Origin of the sequence: Pseudocitrobacter cyperus (genome assembly GCF_039889165.1) — a bacterium.
In the GTDB taxonomy this organism is placed as follows: Bacteria; Pseudomonadota; Gammaproteobacteria; order Enterobacterales; family Enterobacteriaceae; genus Pseudocitrobacter; species Pseudocitrobacter cyperus.
In genome coordinates this window covers 1-22,455 of record NZ_JAYMYY010000009.1, presented here as the reverse complement: position 1 = coordinate 22,455, position 22,455 = coordinate 1, and the positions used below count along the sequence as shown (strand labels likewise).

Genomic DNA, 22,455 nt, shown 5'->3' with positions numbered 1-22,455 from the left:
AGTGTCTGGGGAAAAGTGATGCCATTGGCATCACACTAAAGCCTATCAATCAACCGCTGATTAATAGGAGATCAGCACCTTTGTTCCGGATCTAATGGCAGGATTGGCAAAGCGTTGTAAAGCGGTTCTGAGCTCCAGTTCATATGTTTATAAGATCCATTTTTATCGACATATAGCCAGAACATGTCGATGGCGGGAATTACCCTCTTCCAGCCAAACGCCCACACTGCTGCCGCATACCATCAAAAATACATTCAGCAAGCTCTGATGGAAATGACTCAGGAAGCAACGCAGATACTCGTTCAATGACTTCAGGTGTGCTGGAGATAATATCATCCATCATGGATTCGACCTGTCGTTTCCCCAATCCGGTTAATTCACCATGATGGATCCAATGCCGCCGTTGAACTCTATAAAGATGGTAATAATTACTGCTACCGCGAACGGCCATTGCCAGTTTGCATCGCTGCCATGAAATCTGATCATTACCGTGACCGATTAGCGGCCATGCCGATAAAACATCATAAAGAGGAGTAAGGTGGTAATGACTTTGTGGCTCAATAGCGATACTGAAATTTTTAGCATGGCCGTCAGTGGCAGCCATCAACCAGAAAATAATTTGCGCCCTGAAGAACTGTTCTTTGTCCTGGTCTGCCTGATCCGAATGACTCAGTATTTCCATAATATCGGAAATACCCGGCCCACTATCAGCCTGGTATTTTCGTAACGGAGAAACACCTAAAGCCTGACACATATCCTCCTGCGGCAAGCGAATGATCCATTGCCGATCGCCTGACCATCTTCTGTCGAAACGCTCAACCACTAACGCCTTCTGATCTTCAAACTGCGCAATCTGCGTTTTTGCTACAGGGACGCCGTAGTGCTCAAGAAGCAAAGAACATAGCCATTCATTTTCAACCGATGTACGCATATCCGCTTGCATGTTCCCAACCAACCCAAGCGGCAACTTGAAGATATGCGTCGTCGGGGTATTACCTTCTGGTAAACACCATTGTTCTTCATGCCACAATAAAGCCGTTTTTTCCTGCGCACCGGCAATTGATAATCGCAAATCGTCAGTTTCGTCTTGCCGACCAGGCAACGATACCGCTGTAGTATTTCGCAATGTAGTAGCGATATCAGATTCAGAAAGTGGGCGATAATTTACGGAAAATAAATCCGTGGGTTCTTCATCAACATTCAATAATTGTATTGCACCAACGCAATCTCTTCCCAACTCAGCCAGGAGATCAAAAGGTTCAAGGCTTTCAGCCTGGTAACGCACGGCTAAACGCCTGCGTATACCTTCGCTGTCAGGCAATAAATTATCAAAAAAGTCACGAACAACATTCCCGCGCCAAAGCTGATTGCCAGGAGTAAAAGGCAAAGAAAGCGATAAAGGTCTTCCCTGTTCATCAACTATCCATTCTGGAAGGTATTGCAATGAATCCTCGCCTCTGGCCTTCTCCCAGAACCCCACCCGGATTCCATTCATCCATATCGCTAAACGCTGCTGTGTTCGAGACATATCGTCACCATTTTTCTCGTCTGGCAGGTGAATTGACCTGATTATCAGGCGCTTCTGTCGGCTTTATGATTATTGAAGCTGGCCCGGAAGAGAGCACCATTTCAACGCCCAGCACGGTAAATACCTTGAACAGCCGTTCAATACTGGCGCTGCCCGGATTCGCTTCCAGTCGAGCATAGGTTTGCTGTGTAACCCCCAACCTTTCAGAAACCTCTTTTTGAGTCAGTCCATTAGCTTTGCGAAAGCCAACCAACAATGGACGTAACTGATTCAAAGTTTTCAACGGATAAACAGTATTCATAAGGTATTTACCATTTTTAAAGGAGCTGATACAGACTATAGGCTGTTTTTTGACAATACACCTTATAAGCTGTAAATGCAAAATACAGCCTATATGTTGTTATAGACTAAAAACAGCCTACAGGTTGTAAAAAAAGATGGCGCGGGAGGATCCTATAAACGAGAAAACCTACTTTAACCTGTACACCAGCGGCCTGGGCTACATTAACCGTGTCTGCACCGTGACCCCCAAACGCGGCGAGCCTTTTTTATGCTGTGACCTTGCGGCGTTATGCGGGGCAAGCGATGCGGTGGAATATGTCCGCTTTGGCTGCAAAGTCACCGTTAACGAAGCGCGGAAACTGCTGATTCACTTCCGGCTGGAAGATGCCACCTGACCCTTAACAGTGAAGCCCGTGCCGGGCGTCATACTCATTAATTATTCAGAGTGAGAAAACAATTTCGTAATGTAAAACCTTGCTTATCTTAATAAGGTATCCCACGAGTTAACCAGCTTATTAATCAAGCGGAGATACTGGGAAATGGATTTTATTCATCACGCCTTCTTCCTATCCTTCCTGCGCGTATTTATAAGCCTGCTTCTCTGTACCGGCGGGAAATTGCGTCTTCCCATACTTAATAATGATAAAGGTTTTGTTATGAACAGAAAAAAACTCTTTTTTCTGCTGCCTGTCCTTTTGCTCGGTTTTCAGCAATCCGCGCAGGCTGCCCATGCCAACTACGAGGATAAAGATTTCCCGTTATCCGATTGCCAGCAATATTCTTCATCAGCACAAAAAGCCGATTGCTTCACGGATTATGCCGTCAGCCATCATATTTTTTATTGGGGTAATACCGTCTATGGCGTAAACGCCAACGGCCCTATCGAAGAGGGCTTTGCTGCTGCTTACCAGGTATCACCGGATAACGCCGACATTGCCAATTCTTATGCCGCATCGTTGGTCAGAAATGGTCATGCTCCTCAGGGAATCGAACAGTACAAAGCCAACTTCACCAAATTTGGCGATTTCCAGTCCGGCTTTACCGCGTGGTCACTGATCCGTGCAGCGGCTAAAACGGCAGATGAACATAACCATGCCGCGCCGGAACTTTATCAGCAATTAAAGAAACGCTACCCAGATAAAACCCAGAAATATACATCCATACTCAATTCAGCGGATAAGCTACTGCAAGACGAGTCGCTGATTAACTTTGATATCCCAGCGGTGAAAAACCCCGGACGTTATCACGCCATCGTGGTTCTCGGTTTCCAGCTTGATAAAAATGGTAATCCTCAGGAGCCTCTTGTAGGCATCATGGATAAAGCACTTGCCGTCGCCAATGCTTACCCCACCTCGAAAATTATCGTTACCGGCGGCGTTCCGCGCAATAATCGCGTCGAGGCGGAAGTCATGTATGATTTTTTTACCTCTCACGGTATTGATAAATCGCGGATTATTCCCGAAGTTCTTTCTTATGACACCGTACAGAATGCTAACTACGTCGCCATGATTATGCGCAGCTTTAATATTCGTGAGGCCACGATTGTTACCCGTGCAGGTCATATTCGTCGCGGCACCGCACTTATGCAGAATGCGACGCAACTTTATGTTCCATGGAAAGTCACGATTAACTCAGTAGCCTGGAAAGATACTAAATACAAAACCGAAGAAGATGCAAAGAAAGCCCCCAAACTGGGTAGCGGTGATTACAAATCCACCTATCGGGATGTTTTACGTATTTATCAGCAAGAATATCCAGGATTTACTAATTAATAACACTATGGGACAGTAAAATGAAAAAAATTATTACTCCGGTTATCCTGTCATCGTTATTTTATGCCGGGTGCGCCAGCGCCACTGTGATTTATGACAAAGATGACAATAAAGTCGAGATCAAAGGTTCACTGCGACTAATGATGGATGGTAGCAGTGCCAGGGCGCGTACAGACGGTACCAATAAATACAAGCTGGAAGATGAATCTTCACGTATTGGTTTTCGTTTCGAAAGGCAAATAGACGAAAAACTCAAAGCGCTGGTCTACTACGAATGGGGAAACGACACCCAGGCTACAGAGAAAAAAGACGACTTTAACTTTACGAACCGTCAGGCTTATGGCGGCATCCACTACAAAGGTATTGGCGAATTTGACTTTGGCCGTGTCACTGTTCCTTTTGAATCAGTACATCAGTCAGACTACACCTACGAATTTGGCAATAATGGCGCACTCTATTACGGGGGCAAAAAAACCAAACGCGTCACTGGCGGAGACAACAACTACATCAAGAGAATATCCAATACGCTTAAATACATGAGCGATAAATATGATGGTTTCCGTTTCGGCGCATCATATACGCTGCAGGATGATACTAATATCAATGATATTAACTACGCCTGGTCTACTGCTGTCTATTATGATACTACCTTTAATCTTCACCTGAGAGCGGGCTATGCGCAACAAAAAGCAAATGGTTCTACCAATTCTAACACTAGCTCCGGGTATAACGACATAACACCAGCAAAAGAAAGTATCTGGGGCGTAAGTGCCAAATATGATATTCCGATGTGGGGGTTATCATTTGCCGTTGATTATGGCGGTGAAACTATCGAGGATGGGAACTTCGGAGATACTAAAGGCTATACGCCTTATGGCGACACCACTCACGCCAAACTCTTTGGTGTGGGAACAAAATGGACGTTTAATGATAAACAGTCCGTTTATGCCACCTGGGCCATCAGAGATGGCGATGCTGCAGCAGACAATTATCAGGAAACACGTACGGTATTAGGTACGGATTACAAATTCAATAAATCCTTTATCGTCTGGCTGGAATATAGCAGTCAGAATAACCGTTCAGATTATGAGTCCGATAAAAAATCGGATGACAAGTCTGCTTTAGGGATTCGTTATTACTTCTGATCATTGCCACATAACAGAGACAATTATGAAAAAATTAACACTTATAATGTCCGGCCTTTGCTTCGCCTGCTCGACTGGCGTGCCGGTAACAGTAATTGCCGCCAGCCATAATCTGGTGCTGGATAAAGTTGTAACCATGACGCGTCACGGTGTTCGCTCACAAAGTAATACTGCCAGCGTACAGCAAAACTCGCCGACACCTATTCCGCTATTTAATGCAAAAGATGGCGAGCTAACACCGCACGGCTATGCGGCAGTCACCCTGATGGGCGATTATCTTCACCGCCAGTTAGTTAGCCAAAATTTTATTGATAAAAAGACCTGCCCTGATGCAAAAAATATTTTTATCCGCTCCAGTGCATTTCAGCGAACCAGAATGACGGCAAGAGCGCTGGCGGACACCTTATTTCCGGGGTGTGCCATTACAGTGCACTCACCAGAAAAGAAAACCGAAGATACCCTGTTTGAAGCCATTGTCAGTGGAATGGCGCCCCTGAATGTGGAGAAAGCCACGCAAAGCGTTATGACGTCACTGGGCGGTGACTTCGATACTGCCCGCCAACGATACGCCTCACAGATCATGGCGATGCAAAAAGTCGTCGATCCGACATGCCAGCTAACGGAATGTACTTTCATTAATCACAAATGGGAGGTCACAGCCGACAAGCAAAATATCAATATTTCCCTGAAAGGGCCAATCGCAAAGGGAAATGAACTTGGTGAAACCTTTCGCCTGCAATATGCAGAAGGTATGCCGATTAAAGATGTCGCTTTTGGACATGTAAATCGCGCAGCCGATATTGCTCCACTGATGCAGCTAAAAGAAATCAAGTTTGATCTGATTGAACACAACCCTTATATCACCGCCCGGGGTGGCTCACAATTGATGAGCCAGATATTGTACGCGCTGGAAAAAGGCTCCGGATATAAAGATCCCGATGCCAGCCCGCAAATCCGCGATTCTGCACCAGACGCCAGGATGGTTATGTACGTCGCCCATGATACTAACCTTGGCTATCTGCAACCTCTGCTTAATGTCTCCTGGAACCTGCAAGGTTATCCAAAAGATGATACCCCGCCAGGCAGCACGCTGCTGTTTGAACGTTATCGGGACACAAAGACTCATAAAGTCTATGTCGGCGTCAGCTTTATGACGCAAACGTTAGATCAAATGCGTCGTCTGGAGCCATTAAGCGACAAAAATCCACCGCTGCAACAAAAGCTGAATCTGAACTGCAAAAACAGCCCGGACGGCTGGTTATGCCCGATAGATGAGTTTGCCGCGCAGATTAACAGCCGTCTCGATAAGACGGCGATGATTTCGCAGAGCTACGCGGAATAGATTTCTCCTATGTGGTGATTACCAGAATAGCCACTGCTTTTCTTTGGATCCTCTTTGGCCTGCATGCAGGCCTTTTTTTTCAATTGTAACTCAACCCTCATTAATCACCTGATACAGCGGGATCATCGCCGCGCCGCGTGACGCGCTCTGCGCCCCCATCGAAGACGCGGCAAGCCTCACTTTCGGGCGATTTGGGTTGAGCCGGGTTTCCAGTCGCTGGTTCAGTTCCTGCACCAGACGGCTGATAATCGGTTTCGGCATTGCGCCGCCCAGCACGATGATTTGCGGATCCACCCACTGCAGGCAGCCGAACACCGTCTGCTCCACCTGGCCACAACAGCATTCAAACCAGCTTTCCAGCAGCGGATGCTGCCCGGCAATCAGCTCCGGTAGCTGATTTTCACTAAATCCGCCACGCTCCAGCGTGGCTACCAGATCCTTATACGACGGGCGCGGCGAACCGGACGGAAACGCCATCCCGACTTCACCGGCATTGCAGAACCCGCCGCGCAGCATTTTATGCCCGGAGATAATCCCCGCGCCGATACCATAACCGAGATCGATAAAAGTCAGATCGCTGTACGCATTCCATTCGCCGCTGTACAACTCGCCTACCGCCGACGCATTGGCGTTGTTTTCCACCCACGTCGGCCACGGCAGGTTGTCGGCAAACGCCTGCTGCAAATCCACCTCGCGCCAGCTTTCCAGCCACGGCACGCTGTGGCGCTTGCGCCCGTCTGCTTTGAGAAAGCCCGGCACCGCGTAGCCAATACCCAGAATCCGCGCATGCTGTAGCTGGCGTTTTTTCAGCGTCTGCTCCACCAGGTTTTTGATCTGCGCGAGAGTGGCCTCCAGTGGCTGATTTTCCTGGTGTGCTTCAGAAAGCGACAAAAGCTGGCGACCGCTGAGATCGACCACCGTCATATCGATAAAGCCAGGACTGAACGACAACCCGATGGCGCAACCGCCGCCGGGGTTAAGACGCAGCGGCAGCGACGGCTGGCCGCGCTGCCCGGTATTGCGCTCCCCTTCCACCACCAGGCCGGAGAACATCAGTTCCCGGCACTGCTGGGTGATAGCCCCCGCCGTCAGCCCCGACAGTCGCGCCAGTTCGGCCCGCGTTACTGGCGCATGGCGGCGGATCAGTTCCAGCAGCAGGCGCTGCGAACCGCGTAGTTCAAGGCGTTCAGAGTGGTCGTTCATGCTGTCCTTATTTTTCTAGTACCAGCGCAGGCCTGCTTCTTCAATCAGCCCCTGCAGGTACGGAATATTATCGTGACTGAGCATATCAATCAGTCCCGCCTGCATCCAGCCGATAATCACCGGACGGCTGTCACAGCCGAATTTATAATCGTACTGCTCCAGCGGCGTCATGCCGTTTTTCATTTCGTGCAGATACATCCGCACGCCGAGCCCGGCGTTTTTATAGGCCCGCAGGTCGTCGATATGGGCAAACTCGAACTCAAAGCAGACGCACCCGGCATTTGACTGCTGCACCGCCGCAAGCTGGTTATTGTACCGCTCAAGCGTCACCACCTGTAACGCCAGTTGTGGAATTTGCGCCTTTACCCGGTTGATCAGCACATGGTTGAAGCCCAGCAACTGGATATGTTCAATAGCCTCCGGCAACTCACGCAGAAGCCGCACCAGCTCAGCCACAAACGTATCATGACGATTGCGCTGTTTGACTTCAACAATCAGCCCCATGCCGTTTTCCACCGCCCAGCGCAGCACATCCGCCAGCAAGGGAATTTGCGTTCCGGCAAACGACGGATGGTATTTCATGCCAAAGTCGCACGCCAGCAGTTGCGGGTACGTCATCTGCTCAACGAATCCATGCCCGGTGGACACCCGGTCGATACGGTGATCGTGTGTGACGACCAACTGGTTGTCCGCCGTCAGGTGGATATCGATTTCGATACAGTGGGTTCCCGCCTGGCGGGCGGCTTCAAAGGCCGGAACGGTGTTTTCCGGCGCACAACTGGAATAGCCCCGGTGGCTGTTGGCCAGCACAATCCCCTCTGCCGCCCGGTGAAAGTTAAACGCCATTTTCTTTTCCTCTCGAATGTAAGATGGCCATTAACTTTACTACTTAAATTTAAATGCGAAAGATAATTTTATACACACTGAATTAATTTATTGTTTTTAATGTATTTTTTTATTTTATTTGATCATATTTTAACTTTGACGATCGCCGTCACACAATTTTAATGTTTAGTGTGTAAATTTAATTCACATCTTTCATCCGACGGAAAACGGGCTTATGTCAAAACTGGTTCTGGAGCAGGTGACCAAAATGTTTGGTGATTTTTACGCCGCCAGAGAAATTTCGTTCAGCGCAGAAGAGGGGGAGTTCGTGACCCTGCTCGGGCCGAGCGGCTGCGGTAAAACCACCCTACTGAAAATGATCGGCGGCTTTCACCAGCCGGACAGCGGACGCATTCTGATTGGCGATAAACCGGTCAACGCGCTGCCGCCGGAGAAACGCAATACCGCCATGTGCTTCCAGTCCTACGCGCTGTTCCCGCACCTCAACGTGGCGCACAACATCTGCTTTGGCCTGAAGCAGAAAAAGGTCGCCATCGGCGAACAGCAGGCCCGACTGGCAGAGGCGCTGAAGCAGGTGGGGCTGGAGAGCCAGCGGCTGAAAATGCCCGCCCAGCTTTCTGGCGGCCAGCAGCAGCGCGTGGCGCTGGCCAGGGCGATGATCACCCGCCCGGATGTGATCCTGTTTGACGAACCGCTCTCCAACCTTGACGCCAAGCTGCGTGAAAGCGTGCGCTTTGAAATCAAAGAGCTGCAACGGCAGTATCAACTCACATCAATCTATGTCACCCACGACCAGGCGGAAGCGCTGGCAATGTCAGACAAAATCGTGGTGCTGAACGCTGGCAACGTCGAGCAGATCGGCAAGCCGGAGGAGATCTACTACCGCCCGGCCAACCGCTTTGTGGCGGACTTTATCGGCGCGGCCAATATCGACACCGCGCAGGTCACGCCCGCAGAGCAGCCGGGCTATTACCGGGTACGCTGTGCTCTCGGCGAGTTTTATGTGCATTCCGCACAGCCGCCGCGTGCGGAGCACTGCTACATCTGCTGGAGACCAGAAGATGCGCAGTATGTCAGCCAGCCTCAGGCAGGTAACAACCACTTCTCTCTGACGCTCGACAAAATGGCCTTTATGGGCAACCTCACCGAGGCCTGGGGCCATAACGACGCCGGGCTGTCGGTACGCCTGCAACTGATCAAGAAGCCGCCGGTCGCACCGGGAGAGCGCGCCTGCTTCCGTCTGGCGGAAAACGCCATCCATTTTCTGGAGCCGGCATCATGAAAAACTGGCGCAACGATGCGGTCGCCTGGCTGCTGATGCTCAGCGGGCTGGGCACGATCCTGCTGCTGATGGGATCGACTTTTTATGTGGTGATCGTCCAGAGCCTGGGCTGGTTCAACCTCGAAGGCGACAGCCATTTCTCGCTGGAGTACTGGCGCAACATGCTGCACGACGAGGTGCTGCAAAGCGCCCTGTTCTACTCGGTAAAAGTGTCGCTGCTGGGGGCGTTCGGCTCGGTGATTTTTGCGTATCCGCTGGCGCTGTGGCTGCGTAAACCGATGACCGGTAAAGAGGGCATTATCGCGGTGCTGCGTGCGCCGATGTTTATCCCCGGCCTGGTGGCGGCGTTCCTGTTCGTCAATATCGTCGCTTACCACGGCATCATCAACGAACTGCTGCTGGCGCTGGGCATTATCAGCGAGCCGCTGCGGATGCAGAACGACGATTTTGGCTGGGGCGTGGTTACCCTGCAAATCTGGAAGAACCTGCCCTTCGCCCTGATCCTGGTCGGCGGCGCGGTGAACGCCATTCGTAATGACGTGCTGGACGCTGCCAGTAACCTCGGCGCCAACCGCTGGCGCAGCTTTACCGGCGTGGTGGTGCCGCTGACGTTGCCCGCCGTACAGGTAACGCTGATTCTGGTGTTTATCGGCGCACTGGGCGATTTCGCCTTCTTCTCGGTGGCCGGGCCGCGCAACACTTACTCGCTGGCGCGACTGATGCAGGCCACCGCCATGGAGTACGGTGAATGGAACAACGCTGCGGTTATTGCGGTGATCATCATGATCACAGCGGCCATCTGCACCCTGCTGATTGCCACATTGATCACCCCGTTCGCCACCCGTAAAGGAGAGGTCAAATGAGCCACACTACCAACGGTCGCCGGGTGGTGACGATCTCGCTGATTTTCTTCGTTGTTGCCAACCTGCTCTGGCTGGGTATGCCGTTTGGCATGGCGATCCTCTGGTCGCTGGTTGATCCGGCTCACCCATGGAGTTATCCGGATATTTTCCCGCCCGTATTATCGTTCAGCCGCTGGCTGCTGGTTTGGGAAAAAACCTCACTTTCCGAGGCGTTGTTCAACAGCTACACCATCGCGCCTGCGGTGGCGGCAGTCAGCCTGCTGCTGTCGCTACCCACGGCGTATGCCTTCGGGCGCATGACCTTTCGCGGCAAGGCGGTGGCGGAGATGCTGACGCTGATCCCGCTGGTGATGCCGGGAATGTTGATCGGTATTTTCTTCAGCGCCATGCTCATCAATCTCAATATCGACAACGCCTTTATCAGCATTGTTATCGGCCATACCGTACTGACCCTGCCCTACTCTATTCGCATTATGTCGGCAGGGTTTAAGTCCGTGCCGCAGGATCTGATCGATGCCAGCCGCGACTTAGGCTCCGGCGCGTGGGGCACCTTCTGCAATGCCTATCTACCGCTGCTGAAACCAAGCTTCCTGGCGGCGCTCATTTTTTGTCTGGTGCGAAGTCTGGAGGAGTTCAGCATTTCATACGTGCTGGGCGCACCGGATTTTATCACCGTCCCGACCATTCTTTACTCTTTCCTCGGCTACTCCTTCGTCCGCCCGGATGCAGCGGTGGTGTCGATGATTCTGGTGATCCCCAACGTCATCCTGATGGTCATCATCGAGAAGCTGCTGAAGGGGAACTATCTGTCGCAATCCACAGGGAAAGCCTGACCTTTTACAGGAGAAATATAATGAAAAAAGCACTAATAATGTTGGCTGGAGGGTTGCTGTGCAGCTCGCTGGCACAGGCTGCGGATAACGCCGAGCTGGTTGCCCAGGCAAAAAAAGAGGGCAGCGTGACCTTTAACGTCTGGTACCTTCAGCCGCAGTGGCGCAGCTTTGTGAAGGACTTTGAGCAGCAGTACGGCGTTAAGGTGCGCATCCCGGAAGGCAGTATCGACGGCAATATGAACAAGCTGCTGGCGGAAGCGGGCAAAGCAAAGGGCAAAATAGACGTTATTGCCCTGTCCGTGGCACAACTGCCGGTAACGACGGGGGCGAAAGCACTGGCAAAGGTTGACGACCTGCCCGGCTATGGCGATGCCATTCACCAGATTCAGAACGTTGATACCCGTGGTTATGCCGTAGCGTTCTGGGGCAACCAAACCGGGTTCGCTTACGACCCTCAGCAGATGGGCGACCGGGCGCTGCCGCAAACGCTGGAGCAATTACAGAGCTTTATCGACGCCAACCCGAAAAAGTTCGGCTATAACGACCCGAACAACGGCGGCGCGGGGGAAGCGTTTATCCAGCGCGTCGTTACGACTCAGGGCGGGAATTTTAACAGCGAAGCTGAGAGCGTTGACCCAGCGGTGGTAAAAAACTGGCAGAAAGGCTGGCAGTGGTTCGCCGCCAACAGCGACAAAATCACCCGTACCGCATCCGGCGCTGATAGCCTGACGCGCCTGAACGACGGCGAACTGATGCTGACGCCCGCCTGGGAAGACCATCTGGCCGGGCTGCAAAATACCGGGGCCATCACCTCACGGCTGAAATTTTACGTGCCGGAGTTCGGTATGCCCGGTGGCGGTAACATCGCAGCAATTGCCGCCAACAGCCCGCACCCGGCGGCATCACGGCTGTTTCTTAACTGGCTGATCCTACCTGAAACGCAGAAAGCGCTCAGCAAAGCCTTCGGCTCCGCGCCGATGAACAAACAGGTCAGCCCGGACGCGAAACGCCCGGAGGCATCGGTGCAGTTTTACGGCAAAACCTATAGTACACAGCTCAGGAAAGAGTTCGTTCGCGAAGTAATGATGCAGTAAATCTCAAGTTACGAGTAGTCATAAACGATCCCCCTGAACCTGACCAGGCGAAAAGGCAGATGCGAAAGGTTCAGGGGTCTACTACACCGCCATCCGACTGTTGCATAACACCCTATTTATTCAGGCCGAGGGCAGTAAAATTCACGATGAGTCTGTCTTGTCTATCTCCTCCCGACGACAGCCCAGTAAGGAAAAGTTACTGTATGAAGCGCGAAAACGAGGTAGCGCTTCCGGCGAGCGAAATTTAATATCAACAGCATCAACAAGTGGACACTACGCCAAGCGGCTTCTTTGCTAAGCTGAGCAACGATTATCACTGTCGTTTTTCCTCACACTGCCACACAGTATTAACCGGACTAATGAGGAAACCGGAGCAAAATTTATACGTCATGCTGAAGCACAAGGATATTAAAGTCACCCCCGGCTATATCTAACTTAATACCGAGGTGCCCAGAAGTGGTGTGGAGATAGGTTGACGCAGTAGAAGGTGAGTAGAATGTCCCCGAACTGAGGCTTTATAAACAAAAGCCAGAAACATGGTCTCTTGTGACTGCCGTTGATTTCACATTTTAATGAATAAGGCATGCACGGTTTTAGGTTTACGCCTGTTTTTAACGAAGGCCGGACTCGCCTTCTCTCTTAATTTATTGAAAATTAATAGATTGTGAGATTTTATTTTGGGAATTTGCCCCCAAAATGGGACATGAAATTGAATACTGCGTGGAAGATCACAAAGTTGGATCTTTATTCTCAATAAATGGAGCCAATATGATTAGCAAATATATATCATCGGTCACGATGAATAATAAATCAGCAGTAAAGGTTACTCTCCGATAGGAGTGCCCACCTGTATTATAAGTAGGCTATCCCCTAAAAAACACATTGGGATTCGAACTATATGACTAAACCTAAAGAAGCCACACCTTCTTGAGGTAGACGCTGATGGATCGCCAGAAGAGTCTTCATTTCTTGTAAAACAAACTGTGGCATCCACCTACACTGCAATTCAAAATCAAACCGTTCGTTGTTGGCGTTCCCTTCTGGCGTCATTAGACCATTTAAGATCAGTTCATTATAAAGCCATTCATCCAAATGTAAGTTGATACCGTAATCACTAAGCAGCTTACACTGCAACTGATGGGCGATTTTTAAGCCCGCAACATCCAGATCGCCAAAATAAAGTAACTGTTTTACCTGTTCGACCTCAAGGAGTTGTGACACGCACTCCGCCTGGCCGGACACTTTGTTACCTGCGCCATAAATGACCAGTGACCAACGAGTCTGAACTCGATTAAGTTGGCATAGTCGATAATACACATCGGAGTTTTCAACAATGATAGCCGGAAGATCATGGCAACATGATGACTCATACGGTAAAGGTGGTGCACGTCGAAACGCGCCCATATCAGCCAAAGTCAGAGCGACATGCTTCCAGCCATCAGGTGGCAAGGAGTCCAGAGCTTTTTCGTCACCAAATATAAGGAGAGACCGCTCACGATGCCCAAGCAAGCCCGGGAATAGTGACTTGTCGCCCTCGGTTTGGCGAAAAAGATACGTATTCAGCTGTTGTAAGCGTGCCTTAATTGGCTGGGTCAGTTGTCCTGTAATACGTCGGGCCAACCAAGGATGCCAGGCTATTTCTGATGTTGTCTCCGTAGGAACGATGGCACCCTCGTAAACAAAAGTACTTGGCAGGCTCATACCCCGCCAGTAGCGCTGCCAACTCGCTTTGTGCTTAGGCTGAGCCCGCCAGTCCCTCTCAAGCAGTTCCGTAATAGCCTGACTCAGCAAATCAGGCACCTCCTGGCTCAAGGCCTCTTGGTTGTGTGCGCGTAATACCTCATCCAGCACCGCATTAGCTTTCACTGTACGGACAGCCTTACCAGCGGCAAGACGATGTTTATTGGCTGTCGACTCCAATCGGGATAGCCAGATCATTACGCTACTCATCTCATATCAACCTTAAATGACGGGATCGAACTGTGGCTTAGCAGCCAGAGAAGCCGCCCACAGGGCATGGCGCTCTTTATCAACGGTTACCAAATCGCGCCGCCTCAGTTTTTGAACTTTATTCAGGAAGAGATGGTTATCAAACATTGATTGGGCGTTTTCATCCGAAATACCAGTCAGGTAGATGAGCTGGATTTTATAGGCTTTGGCCATTTGGGTTTGAATGCGCATCAGATCATCGGCATTCGATTTACCCAGCGGGTTATCGGCTAACAAGAATCCTGCACTTGAAATACCCGTATCGTACTCCCGTACTTTACCAACCGTCACAAACAGTAAAAAGGCAGATGTAAGGCGCTGTCCACCCGAACCTTCAAGTCGGGTGACAGGAGTCCATTGTGGACGGCTGGCATTCGTCTTCAGCAAACGCACCTCCAGCTCCCCTTCGCCAAATACCGACTGAACCAAATCAGCCGTCAAGGCGTCCCGATTGGGCGCTCTAGGTATCTGTCCCTTGGCTATCCACTGCTGCAAGCGGCTGCTGGCAAAACCCCTGAGATCAGCGGCAACATCATTCAGCCTATCGGTCATTTTGATAATAGGCCGACCAGGCAGTACGGGGCAATCCTCAGGAATTTTGACCGACATCGCGCGCTTGAGAAGTTTAATCGCCCCTTCCAGATGAGCAGTCAGATGGGTGACAGTCAGATCAATCGAACGCTGGAATTGTTCCAGGCTATCCTGCACAGCTTCGAATACCTGCGTGATCCCTGTACCGACCCTGTCCAAATCGCCCAGCACTTCATGATAAGTTGCGATTGAGTCCAACTGCCGTAAGTATTCCTGACTGGCTCGGGCGTCTGGATCCTTGACCAACTCTTCTTCGATCCGTTTGCGGAAGTATCCCCAAACCGTAGAGACGCGTATATTTTGCTGTTTTAGCGTTTCATTTAGACCGGCATACATTTGGCATTGTGTAGCCAGATCGTCAGCATATTCTGTGATGCTCAGGATCCTACCAGGTAGACCCGCGGCAGGGCTCGGCGTAATGGGCTGGATCATCGCTTGAGCTGTTTTGGCGTTCTGTAACCGTTCTTTCACATTTTCAATCTTTTGCAATTGCAGCTTCTTTTGCTCCTGGTGAAGTTTTAGCTGGTATTCAATTTCATGGAGGCTGTTGACGATTTCGGCCAGAGACGTTTGGATTGTCTCTATCTCAATGGGCTTCTCTTCCCAAACAAAATCCTCGTCAATTGCTTTACTAGCCTCCTCACAGCTTTGGGAAAAATTTTGCAGAGTTACCTGAGAATTAATTAGATTTTGCGTGAATTGCTTCTGCTGTTCGTTGAGGCGTACGATGCGATTATTAATTACCGTTAGCTCATTGATAGCCGCCGCTTTTACCTCGTCCGGATATGTATTGTAGGTGGGTTGAGCGGTCAAACGCTCAGAGGCGTAACGTTGTGCCTGTTCAGCATTTTTCAGTTGTTGCTTGAGAGCGGTCACTTGATCACCGTTGGCTGCTTCGAGCAATTTTTTGTGCGCCTGAGCTGCCATCTCATGGGCATCTTCGGGGCTTCGTCCTGCCATACCGTCAGTCGCCGTAATCTCTGAATAGAACGGCTCGTTACACAGATTACTCCAGTTGCCCATCTGGATATTTAAAAGGGTTTTCTCGGAGAGCTTGTTCTTCTCGATCTCGCTCAGTCGTTCCAGTCTCTCTTTCTGGGTGCAAAGAGTGCCCTTGTTTCGCTGAATCTGTGCAGCTAACTGCTCCAGTTTCATTATCGCCGTTTCACGCTTCGCCCATTCTGTTTCTACAAAAAGACTCAGTTTATCATGTGTTTTTTCTGCCTGAATTTTCTGCTGTCGGGCGTTGTTTAACCGCACCTGGACATTTCTCTTCTCGTCACGCAGTGTTTGCTCATCATGCTCAGCTTGCTTAAGTGCTGCATCAGCATTTTCCAGTATTAAGAGAGCCAGCTCCCGTTGGTCAAGCAGTCCCGCCCAATGCTTACCATACTGTTCGTAATGCAGACGCCAGTCATTCCTGAAAGATTCCAGTACATTAAGGGCGCTCTTCGCAGCCTTCACACTGACTTCCTGCGACGCTACGATATTCTCCAGGTCTTGCAGCCGGGCTTCGTAAGCGGCCTGGCTATATCCGTGCTTATCGGGGTTTGAGAGGACGACTTGTACTAATTCAGACGTTTCTCGGCGGAGATCTTGTGCTTCATCCAGCAGGTAAATCGCAATAGGTGCCTTCTTCCAGGGTAGGATCTCACTAATTTTACAGACCTGTTCAAACGTTACATTGTCGAGTGCGACCAAGCTCAGGTAGCGACCAGGGTTTTGATCGATCACCGCTGCAATCTTTTGTGCATCATCGTTGTAAACAGAGGCCAAATAGTGTGGAAATGTCCAGAGCTTATCCCGAGCAATGCCCGCCGTATAAAACGCTTCAAGTGCCTCATTGACCTGCTTAGCGACCAGTTCATGTCCCGTCATCCTTAACTCGTCCAGTTCGTGCCGGGCTTGCAGTAAACGCTCTTTCATTCCATTCAGCGTTTGAGAGTTCGCATTCAATACCTTGTCGAGCTGCAATCCACACAGCTCGCTGTGCCAACTCGTGTCTTCAATATCCAGATCATGTTGCATTGACGTTGGCAGTTTTTGATAGGTTTTTGCTAAAACTAAAGCACTATCCACAGCTGACTGGTGTTTTTGTTCAGCCAGAATGAGTTTTTGCTGGGCCTCACTTTTCTCAATTGATGCCTCCCGCACAACATTCAGCTGTGCTTCCAGCGCCTGCTCTTTCTGATGAAGAATTGTATTAACCAGTTCTTCACTCTGCTTTGCATCGCGTAAGGTTAATTCCAGTCGGTATTGGGCTGCTACTGGTGTTTCATCCTTCTGGATCAACCCAGCTTCACATAATTGATTCCGTTGCGATTCGCCCTGCTGTTTGTCTCTTTTATATCTCTCACGATCCGCCTCCAGGCCACCCTGCATCTTTTGTAGTTCGTCGTATGATTGTTTAAGGGTATTACTTTCCCTATCAATCTGCCCTAATTCTTCCTCAAGCGTAACCTCCTGCTGGCGATGTCTGTCGATTGCCCACTCTAATGTACCCAAGGCCTCGCTAGCAGTACGCTCGAAAATCACCTGTAGCGGCCTTTCTGTTTCACTTTGGAATACCTTAAGATCTTCATCTGCCTGGCGGTACTCATTCAGGGCCTTAGCGTAGGCTTTGTAGTCTATAGCAGCGTGAGTAATCTCAATCTGGCGCTGATTGGTATCGGCTTCGTCTTGAAGCGCATCGACTATCACTTTTTGTTTGTCGAACTGATGCTGCACGAGATCATATTCAAGCAGTGCTCTGCGCTTACCTAACTGCTCACGCAGAGACATCGCCTGGCCAATATGCGTTTGCAAACTATCCATGTTATCTTCAAGCTGCGTCTGTTCAACCTGAGCATCCCCGACAAAGGCTGCGAGATCGCGCATTGCTTCCCGGAAGCCATCATCCAGCAGTTGCTGCTGCGCCTGGATGCTTTCCAGCTGTTTAGCCGGATCAAGAAACGCCAGCCAGTTAGCCAGCACATCCTTCAGGAAGGACTCGTTACGACGGATCCCCTCTAACTCTCCCTGACGTTCAACTTCATGCGCTACCAGTTCCCGCAGCCGCTCAGCCGCATCTTTAGACATGGTGCAGGCGAAGAACGCGCCAAGGAAATCATGTTCAGTTTTGTATTCGATAAAACGGGTCAGGCCACCTTCTTCGGAGTTGAAGGTCACCATTGTTTTGATAAGATCAACGTTAATTTGTTGTTCCAGTAAAAATGCGCGCCACTCGTTCTGTCTGGTGGTTTTACGCCAATGCATGCCGCCTTCACTACCTGCCTTGAGATTAAGCCAGCTATCAAAACTGCGCAGGCTATTGGCATAGGGGCGTAGCTCAGAATTCCGTTCCGCACGGGAATAAGAAGGGACTTCATCAAACGGCGCGCCCATCAGGGAGTCGGGCGCATCACAAATAAACAGTGTGCGGTCAACATCATCTCCATTACGCTGATGAGCATGTCCCAGTAATAACGTTTGTCCTGATTCATTGACCATCTCAACCAAAACAACAGAGAGTTCTTTATAGAAGTAATTGCGGTAGTGGTATTCACTCTGGCGATGATTTGCCAGATATTGGGTGAAGTCACTAACGGACGGCTCAAAAATCGATAACAGCAGCGCGATGTAGGTTGACTTACCGCCCCCATTTACAAGCTGCTGATAAGTACTGGTCACCACCTTCACATTCCTGACGGGCGAGCGCAGGCCTTCAACAACAGGGCTACCGACCGCTTGAGACAGGCCAATATAGTCCAGTGTGAGGTCCTTGTAGAAAGCTTCTTCATGGCCTGCGCCATCCATATAAACCCGTTTAATCAGCCACATGCTTAAATCTCCTTCAAGCGTTGCGTTTCTGTGGTTCCAGTTGTAACTGGACGTTCATTGAGCGAAGGAAACTCCAGGGTATCTGCTAATGCTGCAAGATCGCTTTCAGCTAAATCGGACGACCGTTCTTCTACGGCTGGACTGATGCTCATGACAAAACGCACCGTCTCTTCGATGCCAGTATGGCGCAGATAATGTTTGAGTTTTTGGGTCGGATACCAGTCGGACTCTCCCGACAGACTGCTGTCTTCGGCCAGAAAGCCTTCCTCCTGCAGCAATTGTATCCAGCGCGTTGCCATTTCTGTTTGCGAGCGAATACTCGAGACACGCCCTACCTTTTCGTCGTGAATACGGGGAATACGTTCTTCCTGCACAAACCTGGCCGCCATAAGTAGGCCATCTACGGTATCGTCACCCTCGGCCTTGCGCTGGGCAATCACCTGGTCGGCAACATTATTGAGCCTGGCTACCACCGAGGCGGCATTAATGGCGTTACTCTGACCGAACTCGACACGAACGGTGTCTGGAGTTGGAAACAAATCAGCCAGCAACGCAATCAGAGTTAAGCCTGCAAACAGGCGCTGTTCTTTCCGTTCCTTACCCTGTTGCTCAGCCATTGTTTCAGGTAGCAAGCGTTTGTTCAGCCAACCCAAAGATGGGGAAAACGGACCTCGGCCATCTGCAGCCAGTAATACCCCGTAGGTCTCATGAATCCCGAGATACCGCAATTTCATACCTGTCGCGACGCCACGGATAATCTCTGCGAACAGGGCATCACCTTGCAGATCAATCGCACGTTGAATCAGCTCATCCCCCATTTTATATCCCAGTGAATTCATAATTGCCTGCGTGGCAATCTCGGCGTAGCGTTTAACTTGTTGATGCTCATTGTCGTACATAACTACTCCTCAAAGGGGTGTAAGGGAGCAACCGTTAACAGTTTGATATTGTTAGCCCGCCAGAGCGTTGTTTCGATAGCGTCGTCTATCTCCACTTCTATTGCGGGATCGCTGTTAGCTGCCAGGCTGCCAATATGAAGTAAACAAACCTGTTGTTCTTGTTCGGATAATTCTTCGCACTCATAGGCGTCAAAAACATCTCTAAAGCTCACATGCCCCCAATTCTTCAATCGGTCACTAACCCAATCGCTGCATTTTTTAATGACAGACTCAGGGATACCTCGCAGGTTGGTTTCAATAGCTACAGGCTGATCGGTGGGGTCCTGTATCTCATGTGGAAGCGCCTGTTCAAATCTATCGAGATAAAGGTTCAGCAGCGCCTCAAGGTCAAACAGAATGTGCCGATCATCATCCTGTCTTCGGGGAGCCAACAGGCGTGCGGTGAGACCATCGATTTCCTTTTCGACAGTGTCGGGGGAATGAGACAGCAAGGGCTTGAGTGCACCTTTTTCAAGCGTTTCCCGGAAAAGGGTATTATCTCTGGGAATAATGAGTTTCAGACGAGCTCGCTCAAAATCTTTGTTAACATCAAGTAAGCAGTCTTGATAGCGCTGCGTAAAAGCGCAGACCTCAGCAAAAATCTCCTGTGCCCTACGTAGCTTATTTAATTTGTCGGGATTTAATTTCGAATTTCCTTCAACCAGCATTTCGGTAATGGCCGACATTGAGTTCTGGATATGTTCCAAAACCTCTCGGGTTTTATCAAAGGAATCATTGAGTACGGGACGGATATCGTGTGCATAAGATGCACTCAAATCACCAGACTGGGCAGCACGCACTTTCATCCGCATCCCAATTAGATATTGCTCCAGTTGCCGCTGCGTTGATTGGATCTGGTGTACTGCCTTGTCAATCTCACCGCGACGGATGGTTTTAAGCGTGCGCCAAGCCAGAATCGCAGCGCGTTCTATCGGCGTTTCATCCAAACGGAGGGTATAGAACAGCATTCCTTCATCAGTCAGCGACCAGAGAATATCATCTGAGCCGGATAGCTGGTCATAGCGTACCAGACGGACTATCTGCTCTTCGGAATGCGTTCGTTGCGAGAAGTCGTAATAACTGAGACGGAAAGGGTCTTTGATCGCCGCAAAAATCTTGCTGGCAACTTGCGCGTAGTCGGACGCTTCTTGTCCCGGATAGGCTTCATTGAGGTGCCCAACCAGACATAGCTCTGCTTCTTTACGCGTCATACCTGGCTGGCGCTCGCGGTCAGCATAATAAAGCATGGCGTCAAAGAGATACATAATTGCCGCCAGTGCATCAAGCTCGAAGCCATCAAACGGATTGCGCTGTAGGGCGCTGTATATTGAATCCAGCGTCCGCACTACCAGCAACGCGTGAGATTGAATCGTCAGCTCGCGGCGTGCCATAGATTCATTACGAGCCTGCTCCAAAAACCCTAGTGACATAACATTCTCCCTCTGAGACGGAAGTCACTATAGTACTCCCCGCCCAATTAAGCAAAGAAACTTTGCTTAATTTTATTTGATAACAATGTTATTTGTTTTGATGTCATTCGCCTTCTATACTTAGTCCGTATATCAAACCGCAATTGATTAACCTGCAAATAAGAATAAAACTGATATGTACTACTCAATGTTTCTTGATAAACACAAATCCCCCCTCAGTCACGCACAATGGTTGCGCTTGCGCTATATTGAGCGCCAGCTACTGTGGGAACGAAAAGTCACTTCGCGCATGATTGCTGAAGAGTTTGGCGTCTCGGCGCAACAAGCTCGTACTGATGTAAGAACCTATATGGAGGTCGCTCCAGGCAATGCTATTGAGAAGGGGGCCGGCCGAAAAGGGTATTTCCCCAGTACGACGTTTTCGCCTGTTTTGCTGGGAGACAACGATCTGGTCTGGCGTGCGACGGTAGAATTTCAACCGCCGCAAGCGGCCCACGCGCAGGAAATCCCGCTCATCCATCGCGCAGTGCATAGCCGCACGCTGGCAATTTTTTTGTCAGCAATCGAACAGAAGGGGCAAGTAAAAGTGACTTATGCGTCAATGGAAAACCCGGAAGGCATATCCCGTACACTAAGCCCTACGGTAATTATCACCGTTAACGGGCGCCAGCATGTGCGAGCCTATGACTGGGGTAGTTCGGCGTTTAAGGACTTTGTTTTGGCGCGATTTCTGGACTCGCCGGAACTGATTATTCCTGCAGCCCCCCCTCCGCGCAAAGATACCGCATGGGAGGTCGTAATCCCCGTGCGTTTTATAGCCAATCCAACACTAAACAAAGCGCAACAAGAGGTAATTAAGCGGGACTACATACTTGAACCATCTGAATTCAGCATTCGTGCACCAATGATTTTTTATTTATGCCCTGAAAACAATCTACCTAAAACAGATGATGAATATGCACAAGCTACTGACGCCAGCAGCCACGGCCCCTTTGTCTATCCTGTTCTAGCTGTGCACGCCCAAACAGGTGAGCCTATTCATAAGTACCGCCATGCAGGTGAGAGATAGACATTCTGTTTACTAATAATTTATAGCCATTCACTGTGACTGTTCCTGTATCAGAGATATGATGCAGGAATATAAAAAACCAGCCACCTATAAATTATGATTTTTAATTTCTGATTCAGTTGAATCCCCCCATCAGTTCCATACGTGAAAGTTATTTTTTATTTTCATGACCCTGGCCCAAAATCAATGGAGTGCTAAATCAGAGCTCTTCGTCTTTTTGCAGGCTCCGGATAAATTCAGCCGGAGTCATGTCATTTAATGATGAATGTGTCCTCTCATGATTATATTCTCTGCGCCACTTCTCGAGTTTATCCTGCGCATCTTCCAGCGACAGGAACCAGTGAATATTCAGGCATTCATCCCGCAGGCTTCCGTTAAACGATTCAATAAACGGGTTATCTGTCGGTTTTCCGGGGCGGGAGAAGTCCA

The 22,455-nt window shown here is 49.9% G+C and carries 17 protein-coding genes and 1 pseudogene; 9 read left to right on the top strand and 9 right to left on the bottom strand.

What is annotated here, in order from left to right; translation table 11 throughout:
• Positions 1-199: 199 nt before the first annotated feature.
• Entirely contained in the window at positions 200-1,528 is a 1,329-nt protein-coding gene (locus VSR74_RS20590) for a type II toxin-antitoxin system HipA family toxin (protein ID WP_347796422.1), read from the bottom strand.
• Positions 1,529-1,532: 4 nt separating this feature from the next.
• A complete protein-coding gene (locus VSR74_RS20585) occupies positions 1,533-1,829 on the bottom strand; it encodes a helix-turn-helix domain-containing protein (protein ID WP_347796421.1) in 297 nt (98 codons plus the stop codon).
• A 154-nt stretch (positions 1,830-1,983) separates the two neighbouring features.
• Between VSR74_RS20585 and VSR74_RS20580 the strand changes: the two are divergent.
• The 4 genes and pseudogenes from VSR74_RS20580 to VSR74_RS20565 all read left to right on the top strand — a co-directional run.
• A pseudogene (locus tag VSR74_RS20580) lies at positions 1,984-2,196 on the top strand (DUF3577 domain-containing protein); the annotation flags it as partial.
• A gap of 153 nt (positions 2,197-2,349) precedes the next feature.
• Entirely contained in the window at positions 2,350-3,582 is a 1,233-nt protein-coding gene (locus VSR74_RS20575) for a YdcF family protein (protein WP_347796420.1), read from the top strand.
• Positions 3,583-3,602: 20 nt separating this feature from the next.
• On the top strand, positions 3,603-4,727 hold the full coding sequence (locus VSR74_RS20570) for a porin (protein ID WP_347796419.1): 1,125 nt from the start codon (positions 3,603-3,605) through the stop codon (positions 4,725-4,727).
• Positions 4,728-4,752: 25 nt separating this feature from the next.
• Entirely contained in the window at positions 4,753-6,069 is a 1,317-nt protein-coding gene (locus VSR74_RS20565; protein WP_347796418.1) for a histidine-type phosphatase, read from the top strand.
• Positions 6,070-6,159: 90 nt separating this feature from the next.
• Here VSR74_RS20565 and VSR74_RS20560 read toward each other — a convergent pair whose 3' ends face one another.
• A complete protein-coding gene (locus tag VSR74_RS20560; protein WP_347796417.1) occupies positions 6,160-7,272 on the bottom strand; it encodes an ROK family transcriptional regulator in 1,113 nt (370 codons plus the stop codon).
• Positions 7,273-7,287: 15 nt separating this feature from the next.
• Positions 7,288-8,118: a glycerophosphodiester phosphodiesterase gene (locus VSR74_RS20555; protein ID WP_347796416.1), complete on the bottom strand. Its 831-nt coding sequence runs from the start codon at positions 8,116-8,118 to the stop codon at positions 7,288-7,290.
• 214 nt (positions 8,119-8,332) lie between these two features.
• Between VSR74_RS20555 and VSR74_RS20550 the strand changes: the two genes are divergently transcribed.
• From VSR74_RS20550 to VSR74_RS20535, 4 genes are read left to right on the top strand one after another with little or no spacing between them, the layout of a single operon-like run.
• Entirely contained in the window at positions 8,333-9,400 is a 1,068-nt protein-coding gene (locus VSR74_RS20550; protein WP_347796415.1) for an ABC transporter ATP-binding protein, read from the top strand.
• Positions 9,397-10,263: an ABC transporter permease gene (locus tag VSR74_RS20545; RefSeq protein WP_347796414.1), complete on the top strand. Its 867-nt coding sequence runs from the start codon at positions 9,397-9,399 to the stop codon at positions 10,261-10,263. Before VSR74_RS20550 ends, VSR74_RS20545 begins: the two co-directional genes overlap by 4 nt.
• Positions 10,260-11,096 carry an ABC transporter permease gene (locus VSR74_RS20540; protein ID WP_347796413.1) on the top strand — a complete coding sequence of 279 codons (837 nt, stop codon included), beginning with the start codon at positions 10,260-10,262 and terminating at the stop codon, positions 11,094-11,096. Before VSR74_RS20545 ends, VSR74_RS20540 begins: the two co-directional genes overlap by 4 nt.
• Positions 11,097-11,116: 20 nt before the next feature.
• Positions 11,117-12,190, top strand: a complete 1,074-nt coding sequence (locus VSR74_RS20535) for an extracellular solute-binding protein (protein WP_347796412.1) — start codon at positions 11,117-11,119, stop codon at positions 12,188-12,190.
• 894 nt (positions 12,191-13,084) lie between these two features.
• Here VSR74_RS20535 and VSR74_RS20530 read toward each other — a convergent pair.
• The 4 genes from VSR74_RS20530 to VSR74_RS20515 are packed head-to-tail and all read right to left on the bottom strand — an operon-like array spanning position 13,085 to position 20,957.
• Positions 13,085-14,128: a Wadjet anti-phage system protein JetD domain-containing protein gene (locus VSR74_RS20530; RefSeq protein ID WP_347796411.1), complete on the bottom strand. Its 1,044-nt coding sequence runs from the start codon at positions 14,126-14,128 to the stop codon at positions 13,085-13,087.
• Between the two features lie 24 nt (positions 14,129-14,152).
• Entirely contained in the window at positions 14,153-18,589 is a 4,437-nt protein-coding gene (locus VSR74_RS20525) for a coiled-coil domain-containing protein (RefSeq protein ID WP_347796410.1), read from the bottom strand.
• A gap of 2 nt (positions 18,590-18,591) precedes the next feature.
• Positions 18,592-19,488, bottom strand: a complete 897-nt coding sequence (locus VSR74_RS20520; RefSeq protein ID WP_347796409.1) for a hypothetical protein — start codon at positions 19,486-19,488, stop codon at positions 18,592-18,594.
• A gap of 2 nt (positions 19,489-19,490) precedes the next feature.
• Positions 19,491-20,957 (bottom strand): hypothetical protein, encoded by a 1,467-nt coding sequence (locus VSR74_RS20515; RefSeq protein ID WP_347796408.1) that lies wholly within the window; start codon positions 20,955-20,957, stop codon positions 19,491-19,493.
• A gap of 175 nt (positions 20,958-21,132) precedes the next feature.
• On the opposite strand from VSR74_RS20515, the gene VSR74_RS20510 reads away from it, so the two are divergent.
• Positions 21,133-22,026: a WYL domain-containing protein gene (locus VSR74_RS20510; RefSeq protein ID WP_115601062.1), complete on the top strand. Its 894-nt coding sequence runs from the start codon at positions 21,133-21,135 to the stop codon at positions 22,024-22,026.
• A gap of 199 nt (positions 22,027-22,225) precedes the next feature.
• On the opposite strand, the gene VSR74_RS20505 is transcribed toward VSR74_RS20510, so the two are convergent.
• Positions 22,226-22,455 (bottom strand): integrase core domain-containing protein (locus VSR74_RS20505; protein ID WP_347796407.1); only part of this gene is annotated, 230 nt, incomplete at its 5' end.